This is a genomic window from Janthinobacterium sp. 1L-D-8-B-C4 (genome assembly GCF_057291295.1).
Genome location: NZ_JBXAVX010000009.1, coordinates 90,882 through 115,449, shown reverse-complemented (window position 1 = coordinate 115,449; position 24,568 = coordinate 90,882). Strand labels below are relative to the sequence as shown.

The window sequence follows — 24,568 nt, the reverse complement described above, 5'->3', positions numbered from 1 at the left end:
TGCGGTATATCTGTCAGCCTTTACCGTACACACAGGAGTTCGCATCATGAGCATTACCGATTACGCCGGCCTGGTTGCCAGCGCACGCCAGCAGGACCAGCCACAGCGATTGCTGTTTACCTTTACGCGCGCTGAAGCCGAACCGGGCGGCCAGGGCAAGCCGCTCACGCCGGTACTGTGCGCCGACAAGCTGCCCGAAGAATTGAGCAGTTTCGAGCAATTGCTGGAGGAGTCGAAACAGATGCCGGCGCACTGGGACGTGGTTTTCGTGGCCGGGCTGGCGGGCAGCAACGGCCAGCCGCCAGCGTCGCAAGAATGCGAAGCGCCGCTGCGGTCGATGGTCAAGTCGATCGAGGAAGGACGAATCGATCGTTTGCTGGCGTTTGACCGCAGCGGGGAGTTGTTACGCTTTAACTGAATCCGGCCACGGGCGCTCATGCAAATGGCGCGCCCGCTCGATCGGACACACCAGCGGCAAAAACTGCTGCTGGCGCACCGAATACGCCATCAGGGCGCCGCTGTCGATATCGAAATACCAGCCGTGCAGCTTCAACAAGCCCTGCTCCACCCGGCGTTTCAGCCACGGGTAGGTCAGCAGGTTGTCGAGCGACTGCAGGATGCTGGCCAGTTCGCAGGCGTGGCGCTGCTCATGCGCCGAGCGGTGGCCCAGGTCGCGCCGCACGCGCTGCGCCACCGGTTCGGCGATGCGCATCCACTGCCCCACGAAGTCGGTTTCCTGCCCTTCCGCGCGCGGCTGGGGTTCGAGCAGCGCGCGGATGCCGCCGCAGCGCGCATGCCCCAGCACGATCACCCGCGCCACTTCGAGCTTGCAGACGGCGAACTCGATACCGGAGCTGACGCCTGGCGGCGCTTCGGGCGTACATGGCGGCACCAGGTTGGCGATATTGCGGATCACGAACATGTCGCCCGGGTCGCTGCCCGTCAGCAGCATCGGATCGACCCGCGAGTCGCAGCAGCCGATCAGCAAGGTTGACGGCCGCTGGCCCTCGCGCAGGCTGTCGTACAGGGTCTGCGGCTCGCTGAAATACTGCTGCTGGAACAGGCTGAAGCCGTTGACGAATTTTTCCAGTTCTTCCATGACGATCCCGGCGATCAGCAAGGCATCGCTGCGTTTTTGCGCGCGTAGCACCACCACGTGATCGCAATGCAGCTGACATAAAAGCCGATAAAGCACCATAGCGCGGCGTCCGGGCTGCCCGTCAGCGCGATCGAAGTGCCATAGCTTTTCGGGATAAAGAAGGCGCCATAGGCGGCCACGGCGGAAGTAAAGCCCAGCACCGCCGCGCCTTCCTTGTTGGCGTCGACGATGGCCTGCTCCTGCACCGCCTTCGGTTTGCCGGCTGCTCCGCGCTGGTGTTCGGTCAGGAAGATCACCGGTATCATGCGGAAGGTCGACGCATTGCCGATGCCGGTGCCGGCAAACAGCACCATGAACATCCAGAAGAAACCGCCGAAGCTGCCACCAAGGCCACCGTGGGGCATGAAGTACAGCACGCCCAGTACGGCGGCGATCATCAGCAGGAACGACCAAAGGGTGACGCGCGCGCCGCCCAGTTTGTCCGAAATCACACCGCCGGCCACGCGCGACAAGGCGCCGACCAGCGGGCCGAGAAACGCATAGTCGAGCGGATTGACGTCCGGGAACTGGATCTTGATCAGCAGTGGAAACGCGGCCGAATAACCGATAAACGAGCCAAAGGTGCCGGTGTACAGCCAGCACATCAGCCAGTTGTGCTTGCGCCTGAAAATCACCGCCTGCTCGGAAAACGAGGCCTTGGCCGAGGCCAGGTCATTCATGCCGAACCAGGCCAGCAAGGTACTCAAGGCGATAAATGGCACCCAGATAAAGCCGGCGTTCTGCAGCCACATGGCTTTGGTGGCGCCAGCCTTGGCCCACGTCAGGGATTCCCCGCCCCAGGCGCCGAACACCGCCATGGTGATCACCAGCGGCACCACAAACTGCACCACCGACACGCCCAGGTTGCCCAGGCCCGCATTCATGCCCAGTGCGAAACCCTTGCTTGCTTTCGGGTAGAAGAAGCTGATATTGGCCATCGACGAGGCGAAATTGCCGCCGCCGAAGCCGCACAGCAACGCCAGCACCAGCATGGTCGGGTAACCGGTGTTCACATCCTGCACCGCAAAGCCGATGCCGATCGCCGGGATCAAGAGCGAGCCGGTGGAAATGGCGGTCCAGCGGCGCCCGCCGAAAATCGGCACCATGAACGAATAAAAAATGCGCAAAGTGGCGCCGGACAGGCCCGGCAAGGCGGTCAGCCAGAACAGCTGGTTGTTACTATAGGTGAAACCGATATTGGGCAGGTTGACCACCACCACGCTCCACACCATCCACACCGCAAACGCCAGCAGCAGCGCGGGGATCGAGATCCACAGATTGCGCCCGGCCGTCGCCTTGCCGGTCTGTTGCCAGAAGCTGGGGGTTTCAGGCTCCCAGGTATTGATCATATAGCGGCTCATGCTGTTACTCCTGCAGGTTGATTAATTTGCTTGCTTGGCGCCGCGCGCAGCGGCTTGAAGGAAAAGTGCATCCACACCAGCGACACGCAGACGGTGCCGTACAGCAGCATGAAGGCGCTCGAACGCACACCCGTCAGGTCGACCAGCGCGCCGAACATCACGGGCAGCACAAAGCCGCCCAAGCCGCCAGCCAGGCCCACCACGCCCGAGACGGCGCCGATATTGTCGGAAAAGTCGTCGCCGATGAATTTGAAGACAGACGCCTTGCCAACCGCCATGGCGATGCCGACCACGAACAGCAGCACGGTAAACAGCACCGGCGACAGGCCGACATGGAAGGCCAGCGGGCCGGTGACGGTCTCGATCACCATCTGCGTTTGCGGATACGACAGCAGGAAAAAGCATACCCAGCACACCCACATCACGGCCCAGGTCACCTTGGCAGCACCATATTTGTCCGAGACCCAGCCACCGAGCGCGCGCAGCACGCCACCGGGCAGCGAAAAACAGGCTGCCAGCAGCGCGGCGTGTTTCAGGTCAAAGCCGTATTCGGCCACGTAGTATTTGGTCATCCACAACGCCAGCGCCACATAGCCGCCGAACACCACCGAGTAGTACTGGCAATAGCGCCATACGCGCGGGTCTTTCAGCACTTTCATTTGCGAGGCAAAGCTTTCGCCGGACGGCGCCAGGTGCGATTTGTCGGTAAATGAAAACAGCCAGAAGATGACGGCCGTGGCCAGCATGGCCACCGCATACACCTTGGGCAGCATCTGCCAGCCGAAGGCGGCGACGATGCCGGGCGCGACGAACTTGGTCAGCGCCGAACCCGAATTGCCCGCGCCGAAAATGCCCATCGCCAGCCCGCGCCGCTCTTTTTCATACCAGCGCGCCACATACGGCGTGCCGACCGAGAACGAGCCGCCGGCCAGGCCGACGAACATGCCCAGCAACAGGAAGTGCCAGTAGGCCGTGGCATAGGAAATGAGCCAGATCGGCACCACGCTGGCCAGCATCAGCAGGAAGAACACGCGCCGCCCGCCGTATTTGTCGGTCCAGATCCCCAGCGGCACGCGCACCAGGGAGCCGGTCAGCACCGGCATCGCGGCCAGCAGGCCGAATTGCGTTTCGCTCAAGCCCAGGCTGGCCTTGATCGGAATACCCAGGACGGCAAACATCATCCAGATCGCAAAACAGATGGTGAAGGAAAAGGTGCTGCTGGCCAGCACGGACAGCTGCTTGCGCCGTACGTTGGGGATTTTGCTACTACTGTTATTGTTGGTGCCATCTAAGGTAGCCACGATGCTTCTCCATGAATGCACTGGCCGCATGGCCAGCCGTCCCGACCAGCTTACGTGGCAGCTGCCTGCAGCACTATCGGCCACAGGGTGGTTTTGGAAAAGCAATCTGAATAGAGGGGTCGGCAGAAGTGACTAGGCACCCTGGCACTGCAGGCGGACCAGGAGAAGGAAGACAGGACGGGCGCGCAGGGCGTCACGTCCCGGAAAAACAATCAGGACAACTGCATCTGCTGCTCGAAGCACAGGTGGATGAATTCGGCCGGGTGGATCAGCGCCACGGCCACGCTGACGCGCAGGGTGCCCTGCACGATATCGTCGCTCGTCATGGTGCTGCCCAGGCCGGCCTCGACACGGAAGGCGTCGCCTGCGCTGGCGCCCAGCAAGGCGCCGTTCTGCCACTGCGCAGTGAGGAAGCCGGCGATCATGGCGCGCAGGGACTGCCAGGTATTGGCGTCGTTGGGCAGCGATGCATGGGCCGCCATGGCTGCCTTGATCGATTGTCCGAGCATGATGGCGGTGCGCCGCACCGGAATATAGCGCCAGTCGTCGCTGTTGCCGTCCATCGTGCGCGCGCCCCAGATCAGCAGGCCGGCCCCTGGAAAGCTGCGGATGGCGTTGACGGCCTTGCCGTCCGGCGGCAGGTTCAGTCCTTCGTGGTCTTGCTGCGAGATCTCTTCGGCCGGTGCAACGGCGCCGACGATGCCGGTATTGGCGGGCGCCTGCCACACGCCCTGCTGCGCATCGGTACGCGCGTATACGCCTGCCATCGCGGCGCCTGGCGGCAGCTGGTTGGCCAGCGCCAGCAGCAGCGCGGCCAGCCGATAGTACAGCGCACTGGTTTTCAACAATGTGCGGTGAGTGTCGGCAACCAGCGCGGCACGGTTGTCCTGGCCTGCAGGCAGGCGCTGGCCCAAGCCATGGAACAGCGCCGCGAGCGCATCGCTGGTCGCTGGCGAAAGCGGTGGCGATTGCATGGCCAGTTCCCGCAGCAGCGCCTCGGACAGCAGCGCCAGCGCAGCGTCGTCGAGATTGTCCCAGGTAATGCTCAAGGGGTCGGCCAGATTGAAATGCAGCCATGGATAATAGACGGCGCCAAAGCTCAGAAAACTGCCGTGCAGCGACGCGCGCAAGCCATGACGGCTACCCGAAATAATGTCGTCCTGCGGATGCCTGGTGCGTGGCTGTCCGCCGCCGTAGACATCGATCAGCGCCATCCGGTCGCCCATCGCGCCGCAATGATCGAGCAGTGCCTGCCACACCGCATGACACTCGTCACTGCTGCCCAGCAGCGTGGCATCGGGCGCCACGACCAGGCCCACGCCGGCGAGGTTTTTCAGGGCGTCGATTCGCTCCAGGAAGTCTTCTTTGCGCTTGCCGCGCGCGATCGCATCCGCATGCGTGCCGGTCGATTGCACATAGGCCGGGCCGCCGCCGTTGTCGAAGTAGGACTGCAAGCCGAGGTAGAGGAAAAAACGCGCCTGGTCGTGGTGCGCCGGCAGCAGCTCCAGCGTGCCTGGTTCGACATGGAGCGAAAATTGCGGTGCGTGCTGGCCACCGAACTGCTGCTCGAACTGCCTGATCGACTCGACCAGGACAGGACCGGCGGCGGTATCCATGCCCGGTTTTTCCGTATAACCGAGGAACAGCGCCATGCCGGTAGCGGCGGCAGGCAAGGAATCGGACAGCTTATTCTCTGCGACGAGATACACGCCCGGCGTCTTCAATGGCATCGCTGCTCCCTGTGGCATTCTGAACTGCCATTCTATGCCGGGTGCGGCTTTTTTTCACGATTTATTCAGCGCCCGGCAGGCCTCTAGTTCACCTGACATATGGCCGGCCAGGGCAATACAGGCTATGCTGGCCGCTCTTTCACCGCCTTGAAAACCTGCACATGGATTACCTGAGCCTCAAGCATTTCCACATGGGTTGCGCCGCTGCCAGCGGCGCCCTGTTCCTCTTGCGCGGTGCCTGGATGCTGCGTGCTTCGCCCGCGCTGCAGCAGCGCTGGGTAAAAATCGCGCCGCACCTGATCGATACGGCCCTCTTGGCCAGCGCCATCACGCTGGCCGTGTGGAGCGGCCAGTCGCCTGGCCAGCACCCGTGGCTGATGGCCAAGCTGTGTGCGCTGGTGGCGTATATCGTGCTGGGCACCGTCGCCCTGAAACGCGGCAAGACGCTGGCCGTGCGCGCCACCGCGTTCGTGCTTGCCCTGCTGGTGTTCGCGTATATCGTGGCGGTGGCCGTGACGCGCCAGCCATGGCCGTTCTAAGGAACAGCGCGACCAATCCGGCAATGCTACTATTTCAGGCATCACCAGCCGGCCATCCCGGCCATGCGTCCACCACTGAAAGGCAATCATGCTCTTGTCCGAACTGCTGACCCGAATGACCTGCGGCGACCTCGAAGGCGAAGAACTCGAGGAAGCCGTCGCCGCGGTTACCGCTGCGCCGTCCAACCCGCAGGAGGAATGGATCGACAGCGATGCCGAAGCCTACGCGCTCGAGATCATCAGCCAGCTGGGCGGCTATATCGCTTCGAGCGACAAGATCGACGAACTGCACGAGCAGATCCAGGACATGTTCGACGACTTTCCCGACTTCCCCTACGATCTGCTCAAGGACCGCGAGCGCGGCGTGCTGCCCTATTACGAGTGGCTGGACGCCGAACTGGCGCAGCGCGCCGTGGAAGAAGGCGGTTACGACCTGATCCAGATCGAAGGTTCCGGCACCGACAACATGGATGCACTGGTCGTGTACCGGCGCGACACCGCCGACATCATCCAGGCGGCCGCCCTGATGGGCGTGACAATCGAGCGGCCGCTGACGTATTTTCGTGGTGTGCAGGCGCAGGTGGATGCAGCCAGGCGAGCGTGAAAGGTGCGGCGAAGTGCCGCGCACCTTCATGCTTGCCTGATCAAGCGCTTGCCATGCGTCAGATTCCGAGTCCGCCCGCTACATTGATGGTCTCGCCGGTAATATAGCCGGCATGCGGGCCAGCCAGGAAACAGGTGACTTCAGCCACCTCTTCCAGGCTGGCAAAGCGTCGGATCGGATGCATGTCGAGGAAGGTGTCCATGTCCGGCAGTTCACCGGCGACCTCCTTGTTCATGTCTGTCGGCATGGCGCCAGGCTGCACGACGTTGACGGTGATGTTGCGCGAGCCGAGGTCGCGCGCAATGCCCCTGGCGTAGCCGGCCAGGGCCGCCTTCGTTCCGGCGTAATCGGCCACGCCCTTGAACGGCACGTAGTCACCCAGCAGGGAGCCGATGAAAATGATGCGGCCTCCATCTGTCAATTTCGATGCCGCCGCACGCGTATTGGCAATCGAGCCCAATACATTGACCTGCCACTGGCGATTGTATTTTTCTTCGTCGAGTCCCGCATCATCCACCAGTTGACCCTGGGTTGCGATACCAGCGTTGTTGACGAGAATATCGAGCTGGCCAAATTCGGCGATCACCGCATCGATCAGCGGCTTGGCGCTGCTCAGGTCCGACTGATCGCTTTGAATGGCGAGGGCACGCACGCCCTTCGCCCGCAAGCTTGCCACGACCTCCTCGGCCTTGTCGGCCGATGCCGCGTAACTGATGGCGATGTTTGCGCCGTAAGCGGCAAATACATGGGCAATGGCGACGCCAAGCCCGCGTGACCCGCCCGTGATCAGCACGGTTTTTCCTTCGAAAGTCTTTTGCATGATGTGTCCTTTTCAAATGACTGATCGACTTTCAGCGAGATTCGCCGAATCATAACGATCAGTACGGTAACGAACGTTACGTTATAAAATAAACGCTGTCAAGTTGTCGCTGAGCGGCGTGTGAACGGCTCCATGGATGACAGCATTCTTGACCTGGCAAGCCGGTTAATTTAATATCGGTCGTTACGAAAAGATGGAAATCGAGGAAACAGATGGGTCGCCACCGCGAGTTCGATATAGATGAAGCGCTCGACGCCGCGCTCAATGTGTTCTGGCGCATGGGCTATGAAGGTGCGTCGTACACGGACCTGACGCAGGCTACGGGCGTTGAGCGGCCGGCGCTGTACTCCGCGTTTGGCAACAAGGAAGCCTTGTTTCGCCGTGCCCTTGAGCGTTATTACACGCGTTATCTGAATTTCTTTCCGGCCGCGCTGGAGCAGCCGACATCGCGCAAGGTCGTCGAACACATGCTGCGCAATGCGGCCGAGCTGCATACCCGCTACGCCGATCGCAGGGGCTGCCTCGGCATTCACGGCGCCCTGGCGGGATCAGACGATATCGTACCGGTGCAAACGGCGTTGATTGATGCACGTGCAGGAGCCGAAACATCGCTGCGCTTGCGCCTGGAGCAGGCGCAGCAGACGGGGGACCTGCCGGAAAGCGCCAACCCTGCCGTGCTGGCCGCATTTATCCTGACGGTGTTGCACGGCATGGCTGTGCAGGCAAAGGCGGGCTTCTGTCGCGCCACGCTGGAAGCAGTAGCTGAGCAAGCACTTTCCACCTGGCCTGGCCGTGCCTGAAATGCACTGCCCGGCCCTGCCGGCGATCAGCAACATCACTCGCCCTGGCGGGCGCCTTGCCGGTAACTGGCCGGGCTGCTGCCGGTCCACTGCCTGAAGGCGCGGCAAAAGCCGGTGGCGTCGGCGTAGCCAAGATCAAACGCCAGCGCCGCCACGCTGGTGTTGGAATTGGCCAGGCGGTGCACGGCGATATCGCGCCGCAGTGCGTCCTTGACCGCCTGGAAATGCGTGCCTTCATCGGCAAAGCGCCGGTTCAGCGTGCGCACGGTGGTGTGCAACGCTTGCGCGAGGTGCTGTATCGTCGCCGCTTGCGCCAGGTGCCGCTCAAGATAGGCGCGCGTCCTCACCGTAATCGACGCACGGTGCATGGCGCTGAAGGTCCAGTCTTCGGGCGCGCGTTTCAGGAAGGCCCACAGCTCGTGCTTTTCGCGCTTGAACTGCTGCGCGCAGTCGTCGTAGGCAAAGTGGATGCTGGTGGCGGCGGCGTCGAAGCCCACCTCGCCCGGATACAGCAAGCCGTAGTCTGGCGCATGCAAAGGCCTGGCGAAGCTGAACTCGACCAGCCGCAGGCCGAGCTCGCGCCCCAGCAGCCACGAAGCGATGCCGTGTATCAGCTTCATCATCAGTTCATGCCCCAGCGGCGTGACCGTCGTGCCAGGCGAGCGCTCCAGCAGCGCCAAGCGCACCAGCGCATTTTTGCTGGCAATGTGCAAGCGGTAATCGTCCAGCAGCAAATTCCAGAAACGCACGAAGCGGTGCAGCGCTACCAGCACGGTGGGCGCATCAAGCAGGCTCAGCATCAGGTATTTCAGGGTGCCGGTGCGCACCGGCCGCGACCACAAGCCCAGCATTTCGTCATCGAGTGTCGCCGCCACGGCGCGGTACAGCGCCACGTACTGCTGGCGCGTCAGCCGTGCGTCAGGCTGATGCTGAAAGGAAGCGGGAATGGCGGCGGCCGCCAGCACCCTGGCCGCAGCGTCCTCGCCATGGCGGCTGCGCACGCCGTCCAGCATGGCGTGCAGGAAGTGTGCGGAAACCGTCAGCGAGTTTTTCCAGGAGGAAGTCATGCCATGATTATGGCGCATTTTGCATAGTCAATGGCGTGAAGTGGCAACCTTTCCGTTTTCATTTCCCTATACTGGCACATTATTTCCATGCTGCCTGAGGGCTGCCATGGCGCATTTTGCTTATTGTTAATGATCTGTTTACATGGACCCGTCTGCATCGGTCCAAAGAGGAGCACGAATTGAATACACGACGCATTGTGGTGACCGGCATGGGCATGGTCACGCCACTGGGTAACGGAGTCGAAGCGGTCTGGCGCCGCCTGCTCGATGGGCAGTCGGGACTGGCGATACTGCCCGATGACGTCACCGAAGGCATCGCCGCCAAGGTGGCTGGCAGCGTGCCTGGCCTGAGCCCGGAACGCCCCTGGGGCTTCGACCCGGCACTCGCCGTGGAAGCGAAGGACCTCAAGAAAATGGACCGTTTTACCGTGTTTGCGCTGGCCGCCGCGCAGGAGGCCTTGCAGCAGGCCGGCTGGCAGCCCGATACCCACAGCGCGCGTGAGCGCACCGCCACCATCGTCGGCTCCGGCGTGGGCGGCTTCGGCGCCATCGTCGACGCCGTGCGCACCACCGATGGCCGTGGTCCGAAACGGCTTTCGCCGTTTACAGTGCCCAACTTCCTGGCCAATATGGCGGCCGGCCACATCTCGATACGCCACGGCTTTCGCGGCCCGCTGGGCGCGCCTGTGACGGCCTGCGCCGCCAGCGCCCAGGCCATCGGCGATGCTGCGCGCCTGATACGCGCCGGCGAAGCCGATATCGCCGTCTGCGGCGGTGCCGAAGCCTGCATCGACCGCGTCAGCTTTGGCGCCTTTGCCGCCGCCAGGACCATGTCCACCGGCTTCAACGACCATCCAGGCCAGGCATCGCGCCCGTTCGATATGGCCCGCGACGGCTTCGTGATGGGCGAAGGCGCCGGCATGCTGGTGATCGAAGAACTGGAACACGCCTTGCGCCGTGGCGCCACGCCCATCGTCGAACTGCTCGGTTATGGCACCAGCGCCGACGCCCATCACATGACGTCGCCACCGGAAGACGGCGCCGGTGGACGGCGCGCCATGGAACTGGCGATCCGGCAGGCCAATATCGCGCCCGGCCAGATCGGCCACCTGAACGCCCACGCCACCTCCACCCCGGTGGGCGACATGAGCGAACTGGCAGCCATCAAGGCGATCTTCGGCAGCGGCAGCGGCCCCGCCGTCTCGGCCACCAAGTCGGCCACCGGCCATTTGCTGGGTGCGGCCGGCGGCGTGGAGGCAATCTTCACGGTACTGGCCTTGCGCGACCAGATGGCGCCGCCAACCCTGAACCTGGCGCAGCCCGATCCGGCCACCCAAGGCGTCGATATCGTCACCGGCACGGCGCGCCAGATCGCCACCGATTACGCCATCTCGAACGGCTTCGGCTTTGGCGGCGTCAACGCCAGCCTGGTATTTGGCAGGCTATGACGGTAGCCGCAGGTGTACTTGCCTATATAACATGAAATCGCGTACACTTGCGGCCCCAGCCACGCCACATCCGTGCGCGTGGCTGCATCGACTGCAAGGGATCTGGTGCCATCCATCTTCAAGACCACTAACAAGCTGATCTCGGCGCTGCTGCTTGCCAGCGCCGCCGCCAATTGCGAGGCCAGCGTGCCGGGAACCATCGCCCTGCCCGCCATGGTGTCTGCCAGCGCCCCGCCACAACTCGATGGCGCACTCAGCGAAGATGCCTGGCGCGAGGCGCCCGTGCATGACACCTTTTACGAATACCTGCCCGAAAACGGCCGGCCGGCGCCCGCGCAGCTGCGCACCACGGTGCAGCTGCTGGTGGTCGACGGCGCGCTGGTGTTCGGCATCCGCGCCTGGGACGACGCTCCACACCAGCGCCAGGGTGCGCTGGCGCGGCGCGACAAGGTGGGCACGGACCAGGACTTTATCGGCATCTGGCTCGACCCTACCGGCCACGGCCGCGCGGCGCAGTTCGTGCGCATCAATACCCTCGGTGTAATCAGCGACGGCATGTACCGCGCCGACGAGGACCTGTCCGACCTGGGGCCCGATTTTCCGATCGACGCCGCCGTCAAGCTGCTGGACGACGGCTACAGCATGGAAGTGCGCTGGCCCTTGTCGAACCTGCGCTTTCCCTACGAGGGCGGCAAGACCTGGCGCGCCATGATCGAGCGCAGCGTGCCGCATGCGGGCGGCCTGCTGCTGACCAGCACACCTTTGAGCAGCGACGCCTTGAGCCATATCGCCGCCTTGCAGGAAATCGATGGCATGGGTGACACGGTGGCCGGCGTGCGCGACCGCGCTTTTCTGGAACTGAAGCCCGAACTGACCCTGCGTGCCACGCGCGACGACGATGCCAACGGCCGGCGCCGCGCCAACCGCGCCAGCCTGGGCCTGGAAGTGAACGCCCGCCCGCGCGCGGACTGGGTCTTCAATGGCACGCTCAATCCCGATTACTCGCAGGTGGAAATCGACGAACCGACATCGTCGGGGGCCAGCCGGATTGCCCTCAGCCTGCCGGAAAAACGGGGCTTTTTCCTCGAAAGCGCCGACGTGCTGGGCCTGCCGCTGGCGGCGTTTTATTCGCGCACCGTGGCCGACCCGGAATGGGGCTTGCGCGCCACCTGGCGCGGCGCGCAGATGGACGCCACCGCCATGAGCCTGCGCGACCAGCCCGGCGGCGTGGTGCTGCGCGGCGGCCCGTATGAAACTGCCCAGTACGACCAGAGCACGCGCACCCTGGCCAGCCTGCTGCGCGGGCGCTGGCATGGGGATGGCGGTGGCGTGCTGCTGGGAGCTTTCGCCTCGCAGCGCGGGTACAGTCACGATAACGGCCGCGCCGGCGCCAATACCGTCTTCGGCCTTGACGGCCAGTGGCGCGGCGACGGCCAGCAGGCGGCGTGGCTGCTGATGCAATCGAACAGCAATGTCGCTCTGGCCGACGAGGCCGGGCCTGCACGGCGCGTCGCCACCCGCCGTGGCGTTTATGGCTGGGGCAAATTCACGCACATCAGTGACGCCTGGTGGAACGACGCGGCCTTCGAGGCCAGCAGCGGCGGCTTTGTCAACGACAATGGCTTCGTGCCGCAAACCGGCGTCGCCAAGGCCGACATCAATCTGAACCGCCGCATGGGTGCGCAGCGACCGGCCTGGAACGACCTGGCGCTGGACCTGTACGAGACCGAAGCGCACCTGGGCCTGCACGAGATCCGCACCGTCGGCGACCGCGTCAGCGGCCAGCCTGGTGGCCAGGTGGTCGAGCGCAAGCTGCAGCCCGGCGTGTGGTTCCGTGGTCCGCGCCAGCTCAATTTCTGGGCCAACCTGGGCTTCGACCAGCAGCGCGCGAATCGCCTGGGCAAGTTGCACGATACAACCGCGCTGCATTTCGGCTTCGAATCGTCGCCCCTGCCCTGGCTGCCCAAACTGAATGCGGAAGTCACGCTGGGGCGCCAGCTCGACGTCGACGCCGACCGGGTCGGGCGTGGCGGCAACGTCACGCTGGACCTGGGCTGGCGCCGCGCCTTGCCCAATGGCTGGGCGCTGGAACTGGACCAGCTTTGGCGCCGCGCCTGGGTGCAAGGCACCCTGGGACAGCCTGCGTTTACCGACACCGGCTGGCGCGTGCTGGCCATGCTGCACTTCACCCCTAAAGATTCGCTGCGCCTGCTGGTGCAGAACACGGCCGGCGAACGGCGCGACGATGGCGTGAGCAATCTGGAACCATGGACCGAAAAGCAGCTGCACCGCTCGCTGCTGTACCGCCATTTGTGGCGCCACGGGCGCTCGATGTCGGTTGGCTACTCGCGCGACAAAACCCGTGCGCCTACGGTCACCAACCAGGCGCTGACCATCAAGTTCCAGTGGGAAGTGTGACCGCCTGAAGCTCAGGCGGTCGACCGGCTGCCTGAGACCAGCGGCAGCGTGCGCGCCAACCCTTCAAGGTCCGGCTGCGCCAGGTAGTCGGCCAGCATATCGACAAACATGCGGATTTTCTGTGAGCCGCGCCGGTTGCTCTGGTACAGCGCATGCAGTCCCACGTCCATCGGGCCCGGATTGATCTGGTAGCCGGCCAGCACCCGCACCAGCCGCCCTTCATGCAAATCGGCGCGCACCAGCCAGTCGGCCAGCATGCCGATGCCCATGCCATTGACGGCCGCCTGGCGCAGCACCTCGCCGTTATTGGCCTGGATCACGGCGCGCACGGCGATTTCCTCGACCGGCATGTCGGCCGCCGCCACGCCATTCACGCCGCCGATACCGTCGCTGCGGCGCATGCGCCAGATGCGCCGGTTGTCGGCGAAGACGAACTGCAGGCAGTCGTGGCCGGCCAGGTCGGCCGGATGCTGCGGCGTGCCGCGCGCCGCCAGGTAGGCCGGGCTGGCGCACAGCACCCGTTCGTGGCCGGTCAGGCATCGGGCAATCAGGTTCGGATGCGGCTCCAGGCTGCCGATGCGGATGGCGACGTCGATCGACTCGTCGATCAGGTGGGCCGCCGTGTCGCTGAGCCGCAAGTCGAGCATCAGGCGCGGGTAGCGGGTGCGCAGCTGCGTCACCACCGGCGCCAGGTACATCGCGGCAAAGGTCACGGGTGCCGCGATGCGCAGCGTGCCGCTCAGTTCCGAGGATTGATCCAGCACCGAATCGTCGGCCGCGTCGAGCTGCTCGAGCACGCGCAGCGACTGCTCGTAATAGGTCCGCCCGCGGTCGGTCAGCGTCACGCTGCGCGTCGACCGGTTCAGCAGGACGGCCCCCAGGCGCTCTTCGAGCGCATCGACCAGTCGGGTAACAGAGGACGTGGCCAGGCCAAGCTGGCGCGCGGCCGACGAAAAGCCGCCATTGGCCGCCACGGTGCAAAACGTCTTGATTTCAGCGAAACGATCCATCTTATCTTTGCCTTTGAAGCAACGGTGTTATCGGCCGGCGACCGATTATCAGGCGCCGGATACGCGGCTACAGTGAATACATCTTTTCACATGGAGCAAACAAATGGCAAGCATCTTCGAACCCATCCGCCTCGGCGACCTGGTACTCCCCAACCGCATCGCCATGGCGCCGGTCACGCGCGCCCGCTCCGGCCGCGACGGCGTGCCGACCGCAGCGAACGCCGCGTATTACGCCCAGCGCGCGTCGGCCGGCCTGATCATCAGCGAGGCCACCAATGTGTCGCCCGATTCGGCCGCGTTCGAACTCGCGCCAGGGCTGCACACGCCAGCGCAGGTGGCGGGCTGGCGCCAGGTAATGGAACAGGTCCATGGCGCCGGCGGCCGGCTGTTTGCTCAATTGTGGCACAGTGGGCGCGTCAGTTCCTGGGCCTTGCTGGACGGGCGCACGCCACTGGCGCCATCCAGCGTCAACGACGACCTGCATCTGGTGCAGGCCTACGGCGCCTTGCGCAACGGCGCGTACACCCGGATTGCCGCCTCGCCCTCCCGGGAAATGACGCTCGACGAGATCCACCATTCCATCGACGAGTACCGCATCGCCGCTCGCAATGCGATGCGGGCCGGCATCGACGGCGTCGAAATCCATGCCGGCAACGGCTACCTGCCGCACCAGTTCCTGTCGCCGCACACCAACCGCCGCACCGACCTTTTCGGCGGCAGCCTGGTCAACCGCATCCGCTACCTGGACCTGGTGCTGCGCGCCGTGCTCGAGGAAATGCCGGCCCAGCGCGTCGGCGTGCGCATCTCGCCGTTTGCCGGCTATAACAACGCGCCCGATCCACACGCCGCCGATACCTACGCCTACCTGGCGCGGGTCCTGAGCGCCGCAGGCGTGGCCTACATCCATGCCGCCGACACCAATGCCTGGGGCGGCACGCCGGACATGGAACGCATCCTCGGCATCCTGCGTCCCAACTTCGGCGCCACCATCATCGCCAACGGCGGCCTCGATCCGGTGTCCGGCAGCGCGCTGGTCGCCTCGGGCAATGCCAATATGGTGTCGTTCGGGCGCAGCTTCATCGCCAACCCCGACCTGGTGGCGCGCATGGAACGCGGCGGCCCTTACAATGAACCGGACCCCGTCCGCTTCTATGGCGGCGGCGACGGCGGCTACCTGGACTACCCTGCGCTCGGCACCGGGGCGGCCACATGAAACGCCTGAGCTTCCGCCAGAAACTGTGGCTGCCACTGCTGGCCAGCCTGCTGTGCCTGTGCGCCACCGCGCTGTTCTATACCTTGCAGGCGCGCGACCTGCGCTTCAGCGAGCGCAGGTCGAACCTGGCCGACGTCGACAAGTCCGCCCTGTCGATCGTGCAGGGCTTTGCGGCGCAGGCGGCGGCCGGAAAAATGACGCAGGCCGCCGCCCAGGCCGAAGCCAGGGCGGTGCTGAACACCATGCGCTATGGCGACGACGGCTACATCGCCATCGTCGGCATGGATGCCCATTCGATTCAGAATCCGGGCCGTCCCGAGATGGACGGCAAGGACATGAGCGGCATCCAGGATGCGAACGGCATCTACGTCTTCCGCGAGATCGCGCACATGGCGGCAGGCCCCGACGGCGCCGGCTTCCTGTCGTACCTGTGGCTGCGCCCGGGCCAGATGGAACCGTCGAACAAGCTGGCGCGCATCGTGGCGTACAAGCCCTGGGGCTGGGCCCTGGTGAGCGGCCTGTACGTCGACGATATCAACGCCGCGTTCTACGCCGCGCTGAATCAGGCGCTGCTGGTGATGGCCCTGGTGTGCGCGCTGCTGGCGGCTATCGTCGTTGCGGTCAACCGCAGCCTGCACCGCGCCATTGGCGGCAGCCCCGAATACGCGGCCGAGGTGGCGATGAAGATCGCCGCGCGTGACCTGAGCATGCGTGTGCAGACCGCGCCGGCGGACCGTTCCAGCCTGCTGTTCGCGATGCGGACCATGCAGGAAAACCTGGCCGCCATGATCGCCGCGATCCGCGCCAGTTCGGATACCATCGCCACCGCGGCGGCGCAGATCGCCGCCGGCAATATGGATCTTTCCAGCCGCACCGAGGCGCAGGCCAGCGCGCTGGAGGAAACGGCGGCGTCGATGGAACAGCTGACCCAGGCGGTGGCCCTGAACGCCGACAACGCCGGCCAGGCCCATCTGCTGGCGGTGTCGGCCTCGGATACCGCCCGGCGCGGCGGCAGCGCCGTCGGCCAGGTGGTCGGCACCATGGACGCCATCCACGGCAGCGCCGGACGCATCGTCGCGATCATCGGCGTAATCGAAGGCATCGCGTTCCAGACCAATATCCTGGCGCTGAACGCCGCGGTGGAGGCGGCGCGCGCCGGTGACCAGGGCCGCGGTTTCGCGGTGGTGGCCAGCGAAGTGCGCAACCTGGCCCAGCGCAGCGCGACGGCGGCCAAGGAAATCAAGGCTCTGATCGACGCCAGCGTCACCAGCATGGCCACCGGAACCGACATGGCCGGACGCGCCGGCGCGACGATGCAGGAAGTCGTCGCCAGCGTGGCGAGCGTGAACGCCGTTATCGCCGCCATCGCCGACGCCTCGGCCGAACAGCGCACCGGCATCGGACACGTCAGCACGGCCATCACGGAAATGGACGCCGTCACCCAGCAGAACGCGGCGCTGGTGGAAGAAGCTGCTGCCGCCGCCGGCAGCATGCACGACCAGGCCGCGACCTTGTCGGCCCTGGTCAGCAGTTTCAAACTGGACGCGGCGTCCGCGCCGGCACCGATGGCGCCGCCACGCCTGCAATATCAACACTGAAGGGTAGCGCATGAGCATCTACCGAAAAATTGCCACCAACCGCAGGCGCACACTGCGGCGCGCCGGCGTGACGGTGCTGACACTGGCCGTGCTGGGCGCCGCCCTGTACCGCTGGGCCGCTCCGGCGCCGATCGCACCGCTGACCGCCCTGCCGCCGGCGCCATCGGCGGCAAGGCTGGCCGCCGGCGCGCGCATCGTGGCGCTGGGCGACTGCATGGTCTGCCATACGGCCAGGGATGGCGCCGCGTACGCCGGCGGCCTGGGCCTGAAAACGCCGTTCGGCACCATCTACAGCACCAATATCACGCCCGATCCCGAAACCGGCATCGGCAGCTGGTCGCTGCAGGCGTTCACGCGCGCGCTGCGCGAGGGCGCCTCGCGCGACGGCCACCTGCTGTACCCGGCCTTCCCGTACATCCACTACACGCGCATGACCGACGAGGACATCGCGCTGGCCTACGGCTACCTGATGACGCGCACCCCGGTCAAGGTGGCGCAGCCCGAGAACGACCTGCCGCTGCCGTTGAAAATGCGGCCCATGCTGGCATTCTGGAATGCGCTGTATCTGCGCCCCGGCCCCACCGCGCCTGAGCCTTTGACAAGACAAGGATCGGAAACGGAAACGGGAGCGGCCGCGACGATCGAGCGCGGCCGCTATCTGGTGGACACGCTCGGCCATTGCGCATCGTGCCATAGTGGCCTGAACCTGATCGGCGGCGAACGCCAGCCGCCTTTCCAGGGCGGCAATATCGACGACTGGGATGCGCCCGCGCTGACGCAGCTGACGCACGGCGCCAACCCGTGGACGCGCGACGAGCTGGCCGATTACCTGCGCAGCGGCCTGTCGCTGGCCCACGGCGCCGCAAAAGGGCCGATGCGGCCGGTGACCGAACGCCTGGCCGGCGTGCCGCGTGAAGACGTCGAGGCCATGGCCAGCTACCTGATGTCGATCCAGGCGCCGGCCAGGCCTGCCGCGCCCGTGCCCGCAACCCAGGTCCATGCCGATGGCGCCAGGCTGTTTGCCGCCGCCTGCGCCGGCTGCCACAGCCCGGAAGCGCCGATGATGGCGCTGTCCGGCAGGCCTCCCCTGTCCCGCAGCAGCGCGCTGGCCAGCAGCAACGCCACCAACTTCGTGCAAACCGTGTTGGGGGGCATCGCCTGGGAACGCGGCTCGCAGGTCTACATGCCGCCGTTCGCCGATATCCTGAACGACCAGCAGATTGCCGCACTGGCCGGCTACGTACGCCAGGGCGCCGGCCAGCAGGCCTGGACCGATGTGCAAAAAACCAGCGCCACACTACGCAAGGAACTGCATCCATGACAACACAACTCACTATCAACGGCCAGCGCAAAAACGTGGCGGCCGACGCTGGCACGCCGCTGCTGTACGTGCTGCGCAACGACCTGCAACTGAACGGCGCCAAATTCGGCTGCGGCATGGGCCAATGCGGCGCCTGCACCGTCATCGTCGACGGCAAGCCGGTGTTTTCATGCATCACGCCGGTCGGCGCACTGGCCGGGCGCGCCGTGCGCACGGTTGAAAGCCTGGGCAGCGCCGCGCAGCCGGGCCGCCTGCAGGCGGCCTTCATCAAGCACCAGGCCGCGCAGTGCGGCTATTGCATCGCCGGCATGCTGATGCGCGCCCAGGCCCTGCTCGAGCGCGACCCTCATCCGGACGAAGCGGCGATCCGGCGCCATATGGAGCCGAACCTGTGCCGCTGCGGCACCCACCACCGTATTCTCGCCGCCATCGGCGAAGTTGCCAAAGAAGGCCAGCCATGAACGAATTTGACAACCAACGCCGTGCGCTGCTGAAGAACGGCGCCTTGCTGCTCGGCTTTTCGATGCTGCCGGCGCTGGCCCATGCGGAATTCAATGCCATGGGCCTGCCCGCCCTGGCCGATCCGCGCCTGCCCGGCAGCCTGAAAAACACGCCGCTGCTCGACGCCTGGATACAGGTGGCGCCGGACGGCAAGGTGACGGTATGCAGCGGCAAGGTCGAACTGGGCACCGGCGTGCGCACCGCGCTGATCCAGATCGCCGTGGAACAGCTGGAACTGCAGCCGGGCGCCATCCGCTTCGTCGGCGGCGATACGGCGCTCACGCCCAACGAGGGCTACACCGCCGGCAGCCATACCATCGCCGACAGCGGCACCGCGCTGCTGCACGCCTCGGCGCAAGTGGCGGCGCTGCTGCGCGCGGGCGCGGCGGCGCAGTGGAAGCTGGGTGCCGAAACAGTCTGGCTGGACGCCGGCAACGTCATGGCGCCGGGCGGGCGACGCATGCATTATGGCGCCGCCCTCAAGGGACTCGATGCGGCCGGCCTGCACCGCATGGCCAGCGCGACGTCGCCATTGCGCGCGCCGCAGGCCTACCGGGTAATCGGCAAGCCGCTGGCGCGGGTCGACATCCCGGCCAAGGTCAGTGGCGGCGCCGCCTACGTGCAGGATCTGCGGCTGCCCGGCATGCTGCACGCGCGCGTGGTGCGCCCGGCGCGCCTCGGCGCCCGGCTCGCCAGCGTCGATACCGCCCAGGTGGCGCGCCTGCCGGGCGTGCGCAAGGTGGTGCGTGACGGCAATTACCTGGCCGTGCTGGCCGACGATGAATGGCGCGCGATCACCGCCATGCGCGCCTTGACGGCGGCCGCGCGCTGGGAAGGCGGCACGCCCCTGCCCGCCCCCGGCGACATCCACGCCACCCTGCAGGCCTTGCCGTCCGAGGACTTGGTGATCCTGCAGCGCGGCGCGCCTGGCAGCGCGCGCGGCCCGCAGGTCAAGGCGCGCTACACCAAGCAATATGTATTGCACGGCTCGATCGGGCCGTCCTGCGCAGTGGCGCAACTGGCCGCCGGCACGCTCACCGTCTGGACCCATACGCAGGGCGTGTATCCGCTGCGCGCGGCGCTGGCCGAACTGGTCGGCATGCGGATCGACCAGGTGCGCTGCATCCATGCGGAAGGATCGGGATGCTACGGCCAGAATGGCGCCGACGATGTGGCGGCGGACGCGGCCCTGCTGGCCTGCGCCATGCCGGGCCAGCCGGTGCGCGTGCAGCTGATGCGCGACCAGGAAAACCTGTGGGAGCCGTATGCGCCGGCCATGGTGACGACCGTGCAAGCTTCCCTCGACGGCAACGGGCGCATCGCGCAATGGCAATACGAGGTGTGGAGCGGTTCGCACAATGAACGCCCCGGCAACGCCGGCAAGCTGGTGCCGGCAGGGCTGCGCGCGCGGCCGATCCTGCCCAGCCGGTCGCTGCCGATGCCGCAGCCGGAAGGCGGCGGCGACCGCAACGCGCTGCCCCTGTACGATATTCCCAACGCCCGCGTGGTCAACCACTTCCTGCCGGTGACGCCGCTGCGCACCTCGGCCATGCGTTCGCTTGGCGCGCACCTGAACATCACGGCCATCGAAAGCACGATCGACCAGCTGGCCGCGCTGGCGCATGCCGATCCGGTACGCTTCCGCCTCGACCACCTGCGCAGCAGCCCGCGCGCGCAGGCGGTGGTGGCGCGCGCCGCCGCCATGTTCGGCTGGCGCGCGGGGGCTGCCAGGCTGCCGCGGCGCGGACGCGGCTTCGCTTTCGGCCAGTACAAGAACCTGATGGCGTATGTCGCCATCGCCGTCGATGTGCTGTTCGACCCGGACCGCAATACGGTGCGCATCCTGAACGTGGTGTGCGCCGCCGACTGTGGACAGGTGGTCAATCCGGACGGCGCGCGCAACCAGCTCGAAGGCGCCATCATCCAGTCCGCCAGCTGGACCTTGCAGGAGCAATTGCGCTACGGCCCCGATGGCATTGCCAGCGGCGACTGGAGCAGTTATCCGATCCTGCGCTTTTCCGGCGTGCCGGAGCGCATCGAGGTGGCCCTGATCGACCGGCCCGGCCTGCCATTTCTCGGCGTGGCCGAGGCGGCGCAGGGACCGATGGCGGCGGCGCTGGCCAATGCGCTGGCGCAGGCCACAGGCGTGCGCCGCCACGACTTGCCGCTGCTGCCACCAACTTGAAAGGCGACACGGACAGCTGAAACTTCGTGGAGGAACCGGCCGGCCACTGTCGGTTCGCTCGCAGTTCCGGTATCATTCGGGGATGAATACTATCCCTTTCCAACCGTTTGTTATTGGTGTCGCTGGCGGTAGCGGCAGCGGCAAGTCCACCGTATCCCAGCAGGTACTGGCGTCGTTCGGCGCCGACATGGTGTCGGTCGTGATGCAGGACGATTACTACTGCGACCAGACCCATCTCGCACCGGAAGTGCGCCCCCAGCAGAACTACGACCATCCGCAGGCGTTCGAGTGGCCGTTGCTGGTACAGCACCTCAAGGCCTTGTGCAACGGCGAGGCGATCGAGATGCCTGAATATAACTTCACGCTGCACAACCGCTCCGACAAGACCATTACCGTCAAGCCGGCACCGGTAATCGTGGTCGAAGGCCTGTTTGCCCTGTATGACGAAGACCTGCGCGACATGATGTCACTGAAGATCTTTGTCGACACCGCCTCCGACGTGCGCTTTATCCGCCGCATGCAGCGCGATATCACCGAACGCGGCCGCTCGGTGGAAAGCGTGGTCGAGCAGTACCTGGAAACCGTGCGCCCGATGCACAAGCAATTCATCGAGCCGACCAAGCGCAACGCCGATATCATTTTGCCGCATGGCGCCAACGGTCCGGCGGTCGACATGATTACCACCAAAGTGGCGAGCGTGATCGGCAAGTCGAAGCGGACCTGATTTTATCGCGTTATTTCACCTGCGTGGTGTAGTCAACCGGCAGCCACCGGTAGCCCTTGCCTTCGGCTTGCAGGCGCCCCAGGCCAGGAAATGGCAAGTGGCTGCCGCCCAACAGATCGCCCGATACCGCGGCCCGCCGGAACACGTCCACCCGGGTCGCTCGCGCGGCGTCGCGGTCGACATCGAACTCGATTGTGACGTCGGGCCGCTTGAACTGCACCGGCCCGACATGAATCAGGTCACCAATCAGCAGCAGGCGCCTGCCTTTGCTTTCGATTTGATACACCGTGCTGCCCGCGGTGTGGCCATCGGCGGAGACGGCGGATATGCCTGGCACGATCTGGCTGCCTGCCTTGAATGGCTGGTATTTTCCAGCTGCGATATACGGCGTCAACATCGCCGCCGCCGCATCAAAAAACTGCAAATCATTCGCCGCCGCGTGCCTCCTTGCCTCGGCCGACAGCCAGTAGCCGGACTCCCGCCCGTCAGCCCGCACCGTCGCATTGGCAAATGCCGGTTGGCCGTCCGACATCAAGCCGCCGATATGGTCCGAATGCAGATGGGTAAGCAGTACCTCGTCGATCTGGCTCGCCTGGTAACCCGCCGCCTCGATATGCCGGGCCAGCTGGCCTAGCCGGCTGCCAAACAGCGCGCCGCCGCCGGTATCGATCAGCACCAGTTTCTCGCCCGTGTTGATCAGGTAAGCGTTGAACGACGTTTCAAGCGGCACCTCGAGATGCAGGCTGGCGACATCGGCCCGGGTCTGGCGCGCGTCGGCGGACAGCAGTGTATCGACCGGCAAGTCGAGCGTGCCATCGCTGAGGGCGGTCACTTCAAATGCCCCGAGCATCATGCGGAAATAGCCTGGCGCCTGGGTAGCGGCCATGGGGGCGGCGGCGTGCGATATCGCGGGGATGACTGCCGCGCTGCTTGCGAGGACGAGGAACGCGGTGGAAACGAGCGCGCGACGGATGGCGCTGGCCTTGAAAAAATGATGGGACACGATAACTCCTGGGTTGTGGTGGGACGGTGTTACGATAGGCCCTCCCGTATCATCATGCAAATCGATTGTTATGATAAACAATATCAATGAAAATGATTTTCGTGGCGTCGACCTCAATCTGATGGTCACGCTGATGGTGCTGCTGCGCGAGCGCAGCGTCTCGCGCGCCGCCGAGCGGCTGCACCTGGGCCAGCCGGCGGTCAGCGGCGCCCTGGCCCGCCTGCGCAGCCTGTTTGACGATGAACTGCTGGTGCGCACGGGTGCCGGGATGCTGCCGACCCCGCGCGCGCTGGAACTTGAACGCACCGTGGGCGAGGCGCTGCAGGAGATGCACATCGCCGTGTTCCAGCCGCCGTCATTCGATCCGCTGACAGTGGCCAGCACGATCACCATCGGCATGCCGGACTGGATCGACACCTGGCTGCTGGCACCGCTGCTGGCCGCGCTCAGCCGCAAAGCGCCGCACGTGCGTGTGCGGGTGCTTGAAACCGACCCTTACACCGTCTCGGACATGCTGGCGAAAGAGGAGATCGAACTTGCCATCGGCGCGTTCGACCAGGGACCGCCCTGGCAGCGGCGTGCCGGGCTGGCGTCGATGACGTTTCGCTGCGTCGGGCGCCCGGACGTCATCGGTCGCGGCGGAAAAATGACGCTGGCAGAGTATACCGGGCTGTCGCACTTGCTCGTCTCGCACCGGGGGGCGTTCGAAGGGCGCGTCGACAAGGCCCTGGCCACGCTCGGGCTGTCGCGCAACGTGGTGTATACCAGTCCGCATTTCTCTTCCTTGCCCAGGGTGCTGCAACGGGTGGACGCGGTGGCGGCCGTGCCGGGAGGCCTGGCGCCCATCTGGGAAAACGATTTCGGCCTGCTGTCCGCCGCCATTCCGCTCGACCTGCCCACCATCGAGATCGCCCTCGTTTCGCACGCAACGCGCGACAAGGACGTCTTTGTCCAGTGGGTCTGCGGCGTCGTCAAGGATCTCGTGCCCGCCCTTGCCTTTGGCGCCCTCGATACGCAATTAAAGTTATCAGAAGAAAATGTGCAAAAATAGCGAAACAACACCAGTTTGCAGTTACTTGCGTATTTCCTCGCGTAATGCGTTCACATCCTCATCCAGAAGGAATCCATGAAATTTGCAGTCCATCTCGTACTGGGCCTGTCGGTGGCTTTTGCCAACCCGGCATTTGCCGCCGCCACGCCACCCGCAACACCGCTTGCAATAAGCAAGCCTGCCCACATCAAAGCCGTGCAGGACCTGCTGGGCGCGATGCAGATCGAAAAGGTACTCAAAGGCGTGGCCGCCCGCAGCCGCTACCCGACCGAAGGACAGAAACAGGCGGTGCTCGCCAAACTCGACAAAATTGCGCCCGCCGAGATTTACCAGCGCCTGGCGCCAGCGCTGACAAACGCCATCTCCGCCGACACTGCGCTCGAGATGGTCCGCTTTTACACTACCCCTTACGGCAAGCAGGTCATCCACAAGAAGTACAACTCCGGTGCCCAGCTCATCATGCCTGGCGCGACGAAAGCCGTGCCGCCGGAAGAAAAGAAAGAGCGCAAGCGCGCCGCCTATGTCAAGGCCAGCAAGGAACTCGACGAAGCCGAACCGGTGATCGAGCACGAAGCGTTCAAGCTGGTGCAACTGATTAACAAGGAAAAGCGGTAGCTGATCGCACCGCCGGGCGGACCTTTTCCGAGTCCGGCACTGTACGCCATCCTGAAGTCATCCATTTTGAATTGAAGGCATACTGAAGCATTGAAACTTTTTCCAATTCGTCTATGTCACA

Annotated in this window: 22 protein-coding genes; 14 read left to right on the top strand and 8 right to left on the bottom strand. The window is 65.1% G+C overall.

Annotated elements, in window-relative coordinates; translation table 11 throughout:
* Nucleotides 1-46: 46 nt before the first annotated feature.
* Nucleotides 47-418 (top strand): ribonucleotide reductase subunit alpha, encoded by a 372-nt coding sequence (locus AC0Z42_RS16890; RefSeq protein ID WP_485469357.1) that lies wholly within the window; start codon nucleotides 47-49, stop codon nucleotides 416-418.
* Here AC0Z42_RS16890 and AC0Z42_RS16885 read toward each other — a convergent pair.
* From AC0Z42_RS16885 to AC0Z42_RS16870, 4 genes are all read right to left on the bottom strand, one after another.
* Nucleotides 404-1,099 carry a carbonic anhydrase gene (locus tag AC0Z42_RS16885; RefSeq protein WP_485469483.1) on the bottom strand — a complete coding sequence of 232 codons (696 nt, stop codon included), beginning with the start codon at nucleotides 1,097-1,099 and terminating at the stop codon, nucleotides 404-406. The genes AC0Z42_RS16890 and AC0Z42_RS16885 overlap by 15 nt on opposite strands.
* Before the next feature lie 14 nt (nucleotides 1,100-1,113).
* Entirely contained in the window at nucleotides 1,114-2,499 is a 1,386-nt protein-coding gene (locus AC0Z42_RS16880; RefSeq protein WP_485469356.1) for a NarK family nitrate/nitrite MFS transporter, read from the bottom strand.
* Entirely contained in the window at nucleotides 2,496-3,680 is a 1,185-nt protein-coding gene (locus AC0Z42_RS16875) for an MFS transporter (RefSeq protein WP_485469482.1), read from the bottom strand. Before AC0Z42_RS16875 ends, AC0Z42_RS16880 begins: the two co-directional genes overlap by 4 nt.
* A gap of 332 nt (nucleotides 3,681-4,012) precedes the next feature.
* A complete protein-coding gene (locus AC0Z42_RS16870) occupies nucleotides 4,013-5,530 on the bottom strand; it encodes a phage tail sheath family protein (RefSeq protein WP_485469355.1) in 1,518 nt (505 codons plus the stop codon).
* A gap of 161 nt (nucleotides 5,531-5,691) precedes the next feature.
* Here AC0Z42_RS16870 and AC0Z42_RS16865 point away from each other — a divergent pair, with 161 nt between their 5' ends.
* Both AC0Z42_RS16865 and AC0Z42_RS16860 read left to right on the top strand, forming a co-directional pair.
* Entirely contained in the window at nucleotides 5,692-6,069 is a 378-nt protein-coding gene (locus tag AC0Z42_RS16865) for a SirB2 family protein (RefSeq protein WP_485469354.1), read from the top strand.
* An 88-nt stretch (nucleotides 6,070-6,157) separates the two neighbouring features.
* Entirely contained in the window at nucleotides 6,158-6,673 is a 516-nt protein-coding gene (locus tag AC0Z42_RS16860) for a hypothetical protein (RefSeq protein ID WP_485469353.1), read from the top strand.
* Between the two features lie 58 nt (nucleotides 6,674-6,731).
* On the opposite strand, the gene AC0Z42_RS16855 is transcribed toward AC0Z42_RS16860, so the two are convergent.
* Nucleotides 6,732-7,493: an SDR family NAD(P)-dependent oxidoreductase gene (locus AC0Z42_RS16855; protein WP_485469352.1), complete on the bottom strand. Its 762-nt coding sequence runs from the start codon at nucleotides 7,491-7,493 to the stop codon at nucleotides 6,732-6,734.
* A gap of 212 nt (nucleotides 7,494-7,705) precedes the next feature.
* Between AC0Z42_RS16855 and AC0Z42_RS16850 the strand changes: the two genes are divergently transcribed.
* The gene (locus AC0Z42_RS16850; RefSeq protein WP_485469351.1) at nucleotides 7,706-8,293 is read left to right on the top strand and encodes a TetR/AcrR family transcriptional regulator; all 588 of its coding nucleotides are present in this window, start codon (nucleotides 7,706-7,708) and stop codon (nucleotides 8,291-8,293) included.
* 35 nt (nucleotides 8,294-8,328) lie between these two features.
* Here the strand turns inward: AC0Z42_RS16850 and AC0Z42_RS16845 are convergent, their stop codons facing one another.
* Nucleotides 8,329-9,360: an AraC family transcriptional regulator gene (locus AC0Z42_RS16845; RefSeq protein ID WP_485469350.1), complete on the bottom strand. Its 1,032-nt coding sequence runs from the start codon at nucleotides 9,358-9,360 to the stop codon at nucleotides 8,329-8,331.
* Between the two features lie 179 nt (nucleotides 9,361-9,539).
* Between AC0Z42_RS16845 and fabF the strand changes: the two genes are divergently transcribed.
* Nucleotides 9,540-10,808, top strand: coding sequence for a beta-ketoacyl-ACP synthase II (gene fabF, locus AC0Z42_RS16840; RefSeq protein WP_485469349.1), 1,269 nt, complete (start codon nucleotides 9,540-9,542; stop codon nucleotides 10,806-10,808).
* A gap of 105 nt (nucleotides 10,809-10,913) precedes the next feature.
* Nucleotides 10,914-13,226: a DOMON domain-containing protein gene (locus AC0Z42_RS16835; protein ID WP_485469348.1), complete on the top strand. Its 2,313-nt coding sequence runs from the start codon at nucleotides 10,914-10,916 to the stop codon at nucleotides 13,224-13,226.
* A gap of 11 nt (nucleotides 13,227-13,237) precedes the next feature.
* Here the strand turns inward: AC0Z42_RS16835 and AC0Z42_RS16830 are convergent, their stop codons facing one another.
* Complete coding sequence (locus AC0Z42_RS16830; RefSeq protein WP_485469347.1) at nucleotides 13,238-14,236, bottom strand: LysR family transcriptional regulator; 999 nt, start codon at nucleotides 14,234-14,236, stop codon at nucleotides 13,238-13,240.
* Between the two features lie 103 nt (nucleotides 14,237-14,339).
* Here AC0Z42_RS16830 and AC0Z42_RS16825 point away from each other — a divergent pair, with 103 nt between their 5' ends.
* The 6 genes from AC0Z42_RS16825 (at nucleotide 14,340) to udk (ending at nucleotide 21,778) form a co-directional block, all read left to right on the top strand.
* On the top strand, nucleotides 14,340-15,449 hold the full coding sequence (locus AC0Z42_RS16825) for an alkene reductase (protein WP_485469346.1): 1,110 nt from the start codon (nucleotides 14,340-14,342) through the stop codon (nucleotides 15,447-15,449).
* Entirely contained in the window at nucleotides 15,446-17,047 is a 1,602-nt protein-coding gene (locus AC0Z42_RS16820) for a methyl-accepting chemotaxis protein (RefSeq protein WP_485469345.1), read from the top strand. The genes AC0Z42_RS16825 and AC0Z42_RS16820 overlap by 4 nt, the downstream gene beginning before the upstream one ends.
* Before the next feature lie 10 nt (nucleotides 17,048-17,057).
* Nucleotides 17,058-18,368: a c-type cytochrome gene (locus tag AC0Z42_RS16815; protein WP_485469344.1), complete on the top strand. Its 1,311-nt coding sequence runs from the start codon at nucleotides 17,058-17,060 to the stop codon at nucleotides 18,366-18,368.
* Nucleotides 18,365-18,829, top strand: coding sequence for a (2Fe-2S)-binding protein (locus AC0Z42_RS16810; protein WP_485469343.1), 465 nt, complete (start codon nucleotides 18,365-18,367; stop codon nucleotides 18,827-18,829). The genes AC0Z42_RS16815 and AC0Z42_RS16810 overlap by 4 nt, the downstream gene beginning before the upstream one ends.
* Nucleotides 18,826-21,054, top strand: a complete 2,229-nt coding sequence (locus AC0Z42_RS16805; RefSeq protein ID WP_485469342.1) for a xanthine dehydrogenase family protein molybdopterin-binding subunit — start codon at nucleotides 18,826-18,828, stop codon at nucleotides 21,052-21,054. The genes AC0Z42_RS16810 and AC0Z42_RS16805 overlap by 4 nt, the downstream gene beginning before the upstream one ends.
* 82 nt (nucleotides 21,055-21,136) lie before the next feature.
* On the top strand, nucleotides 21,137-21,778 hold the full coding sequence (udk, locus tag AC0Z42_RS16800; protein WP_485469341.1) for a uridine kinase: 642 nt from the start codon (nucleotides 21,137-21,139) through the stop codon (nucleotides 21,776-21,778).
* Between the two features lie 10 nt (nucleotides 21,779-21,788).
* On the opposite strand, the gene AC0Z42_RS16795 is transcribed toward udk, so the two are convergent.
* The gene (locus AC0Z42_RS16795; RefSeq protein ID WP_485469340.1) at nucleotides 21,789-22,781 is read right to left on the bottom strand and encodes an MBL fold metallo-hydrolase; all 993 of its coding nucleotides are present in this window, start codon (nucleotides 22,779-22,781) and stop codon (nucleotides 21,789-21,791) included.
* A gap of 70 nt (nucleotides 22,782-22,851) precedes the next feature.
* Between AC0Z42_RS16795 and AC0Z42_RS16790 the strand changes: the two genes are divergently transcribed.
* Together AC0Z42_RS16790 and AC0Z42_RS16785 are read left to right on the top strand one after the other, a co-directional pair.
* Nucleotides 22,852-23,832 (top strand): LysR substrate-binding domain-containing protein, encoded by a 981-nt coding sequence (locus AC0Z42_RS16790; RefSeq protein ID WP_485469339.1) that lies wholly within the window; start codon nucleotides 22,852-22,854, stop codon nucleotides 23,830-23,832.
* Between the two features lie 75 nt (nucleotides 23,833-23,907).
* Entirely contained in the window at nucleotides 23,908-24,447 is a 540-nt protein-coding gene (locus AC0Z42_RS16785; protein ID WP_485469338.1) for a hypothetical protein, read from the top strand.
* The last annotated feature ends 121 nt before the right edge of the window (nucleotides 24,448-24,568 follow it).

What these genes read in the sequence shown, in the direction of transcription:
- AC0Z42_RS16875 (WP_485469482.1), bottom strand. Translation starts at nt 3,680, where the DNA reads ATGATGTTTGCCGTCCTGGGTATTCCGATCAAGGCCAGCCTGGGCTTG.
- AC0Z42_RS16810 (WP_485469343.1), top strand. Translation starts at nt 18,365, where the DNA reads ATGACAACACAACTCACTATCAACGGCCAGCGCAAAAACGTGGCGGCC.
- AC0Z42_RS16865 (WP_485469354.1), top strand. Translation starts at nt 5,692, where the DNA reads ATGGATTACCTGAGCCTCAAGCATTTCCACATGGGTTGCGCCGCTGCC.
- AC0Z42_RS16825 (WP_485469346.1), top strand. Translation starts at nt 14,340, where the DNA reads ATGGCAAGCATCTTCGAACCCATCCGCCTCGGCGACCTGGTACTCCCC.
- AC0Z42_RS16860 (WP_485469353.1), top strand. Translation starts at nt 6,158, where the DNA reads ATGCTCTTGTCCGAACTGCTGACCCGAATGACCTGCGGCGACCTCGAA.
- AC0Z42_RS16785 (WP_485469338.1), top strand. Translation starts at nt 23,908, where the DNA reads ATGAAATTTGCAGTCCATCTCGTACTGGGCCTGTCGGTGGCTTTTGCC.
- AC0Z42_RS16855 (WP_485469352.1), bottom strand. Translation starts at nt 7,493, where the DNA reads ATGCAAAAGACTTTCGAAGGAAAAACCGTGCTGATCACGGGCGGGTCA.
- AC0Z42_RS16805 (WP_485469342.1), top strand. Translation starts at nt 18,826, where the DNA reads ATGAACGAATTTGACAACCAACGCCGTGCGCTGCTGAAGAACGGCGCC.
- AC0Z42_RS16820 (WP_485469345.1), top strand. Translation starts at nt 15,446, where the DNA reads ATGAAACGCCTGAGCTTCCGCCAGAAACTGTGGCTGCCACTGCTGGCC.
- AC0Z42_RS16890 (WP_485469357.1), top strand. Translation starts at nt 47, where the DNA reads ATGAGCATTACCGATTACGCCGGCCTGGTTGCCAGCGCACGCCAGCAG.
- AC0Z42_RS16885 (WP_485469483.1), bottom strand. Translation starts at nt 1,099, where the DNA reads ATGGAAGAACTGGAAAAATTCGTCAACGGCTTCAGCCTGTTCCAGCAG.
- AC0Z42_RS16830 (WP_485469347.1), bottom strand. Translation starts at nt 14,236, where the DNA reads ATGGATCGTTTCGCTGAAATCAAGACGTTTTGCACCGTGGCGGCCAAT.
- AC0Z42_RS16880 (WP_485469356.1), bottom strand. Translation starts at nt 2,499, where the DNA reads ATGAGCCGCTATATGATCAATACCTGGGAGCCTGAAACCCCCAGCTTC.
- AC0Z42_RS16790 (WP_485469339.1), top strand. Translation starts at nt 22,852, where the DNA reads ATGATAAACAATATCAATGAAAATGATTTTCGTGGCGTCGACCTCAAT.
- AC0Z42_RS16845 (WP_485469350.1), bottom strand. Translation starts at nt 9,360, where the DNA reads ATGACTTCCTCCTGGAAAAACTCGCTGACGGTTTCCGCACACTTCCTG.
- udk (WP_485469341.1), top strand. Translation starts at nt 21,137, where the DNA reads ATGAATACTATCCCTTTCCAACCGTTTGTTATTGGTGTCGCTGGCGGT.
- AC0Z42_RS16850 (WP_485469351.1), top strand. Translation starts at nt 7,706, where the DNA reads ATGGGTCGCCACCGCGAGTTCGATATAGATGAAGCGCTCGACGCCGCG.
- AC0Z42_RS16815 (WP_485469344.1), top strand. Translation starts at nt 17,058, where the DNA reads ATGAGCATCTACCGAAAAATTGCCACCAACCGCAGGCGCACACTGCGG.
- AC0Z42_RS16870 (WP_485469355.1), bottom strand. Translation starts at nt 5,530, where the DNA reads ATGCCATTGAAGACGCCGGGCGTGTATCTCGTCGCAGAGAATAAGCTG.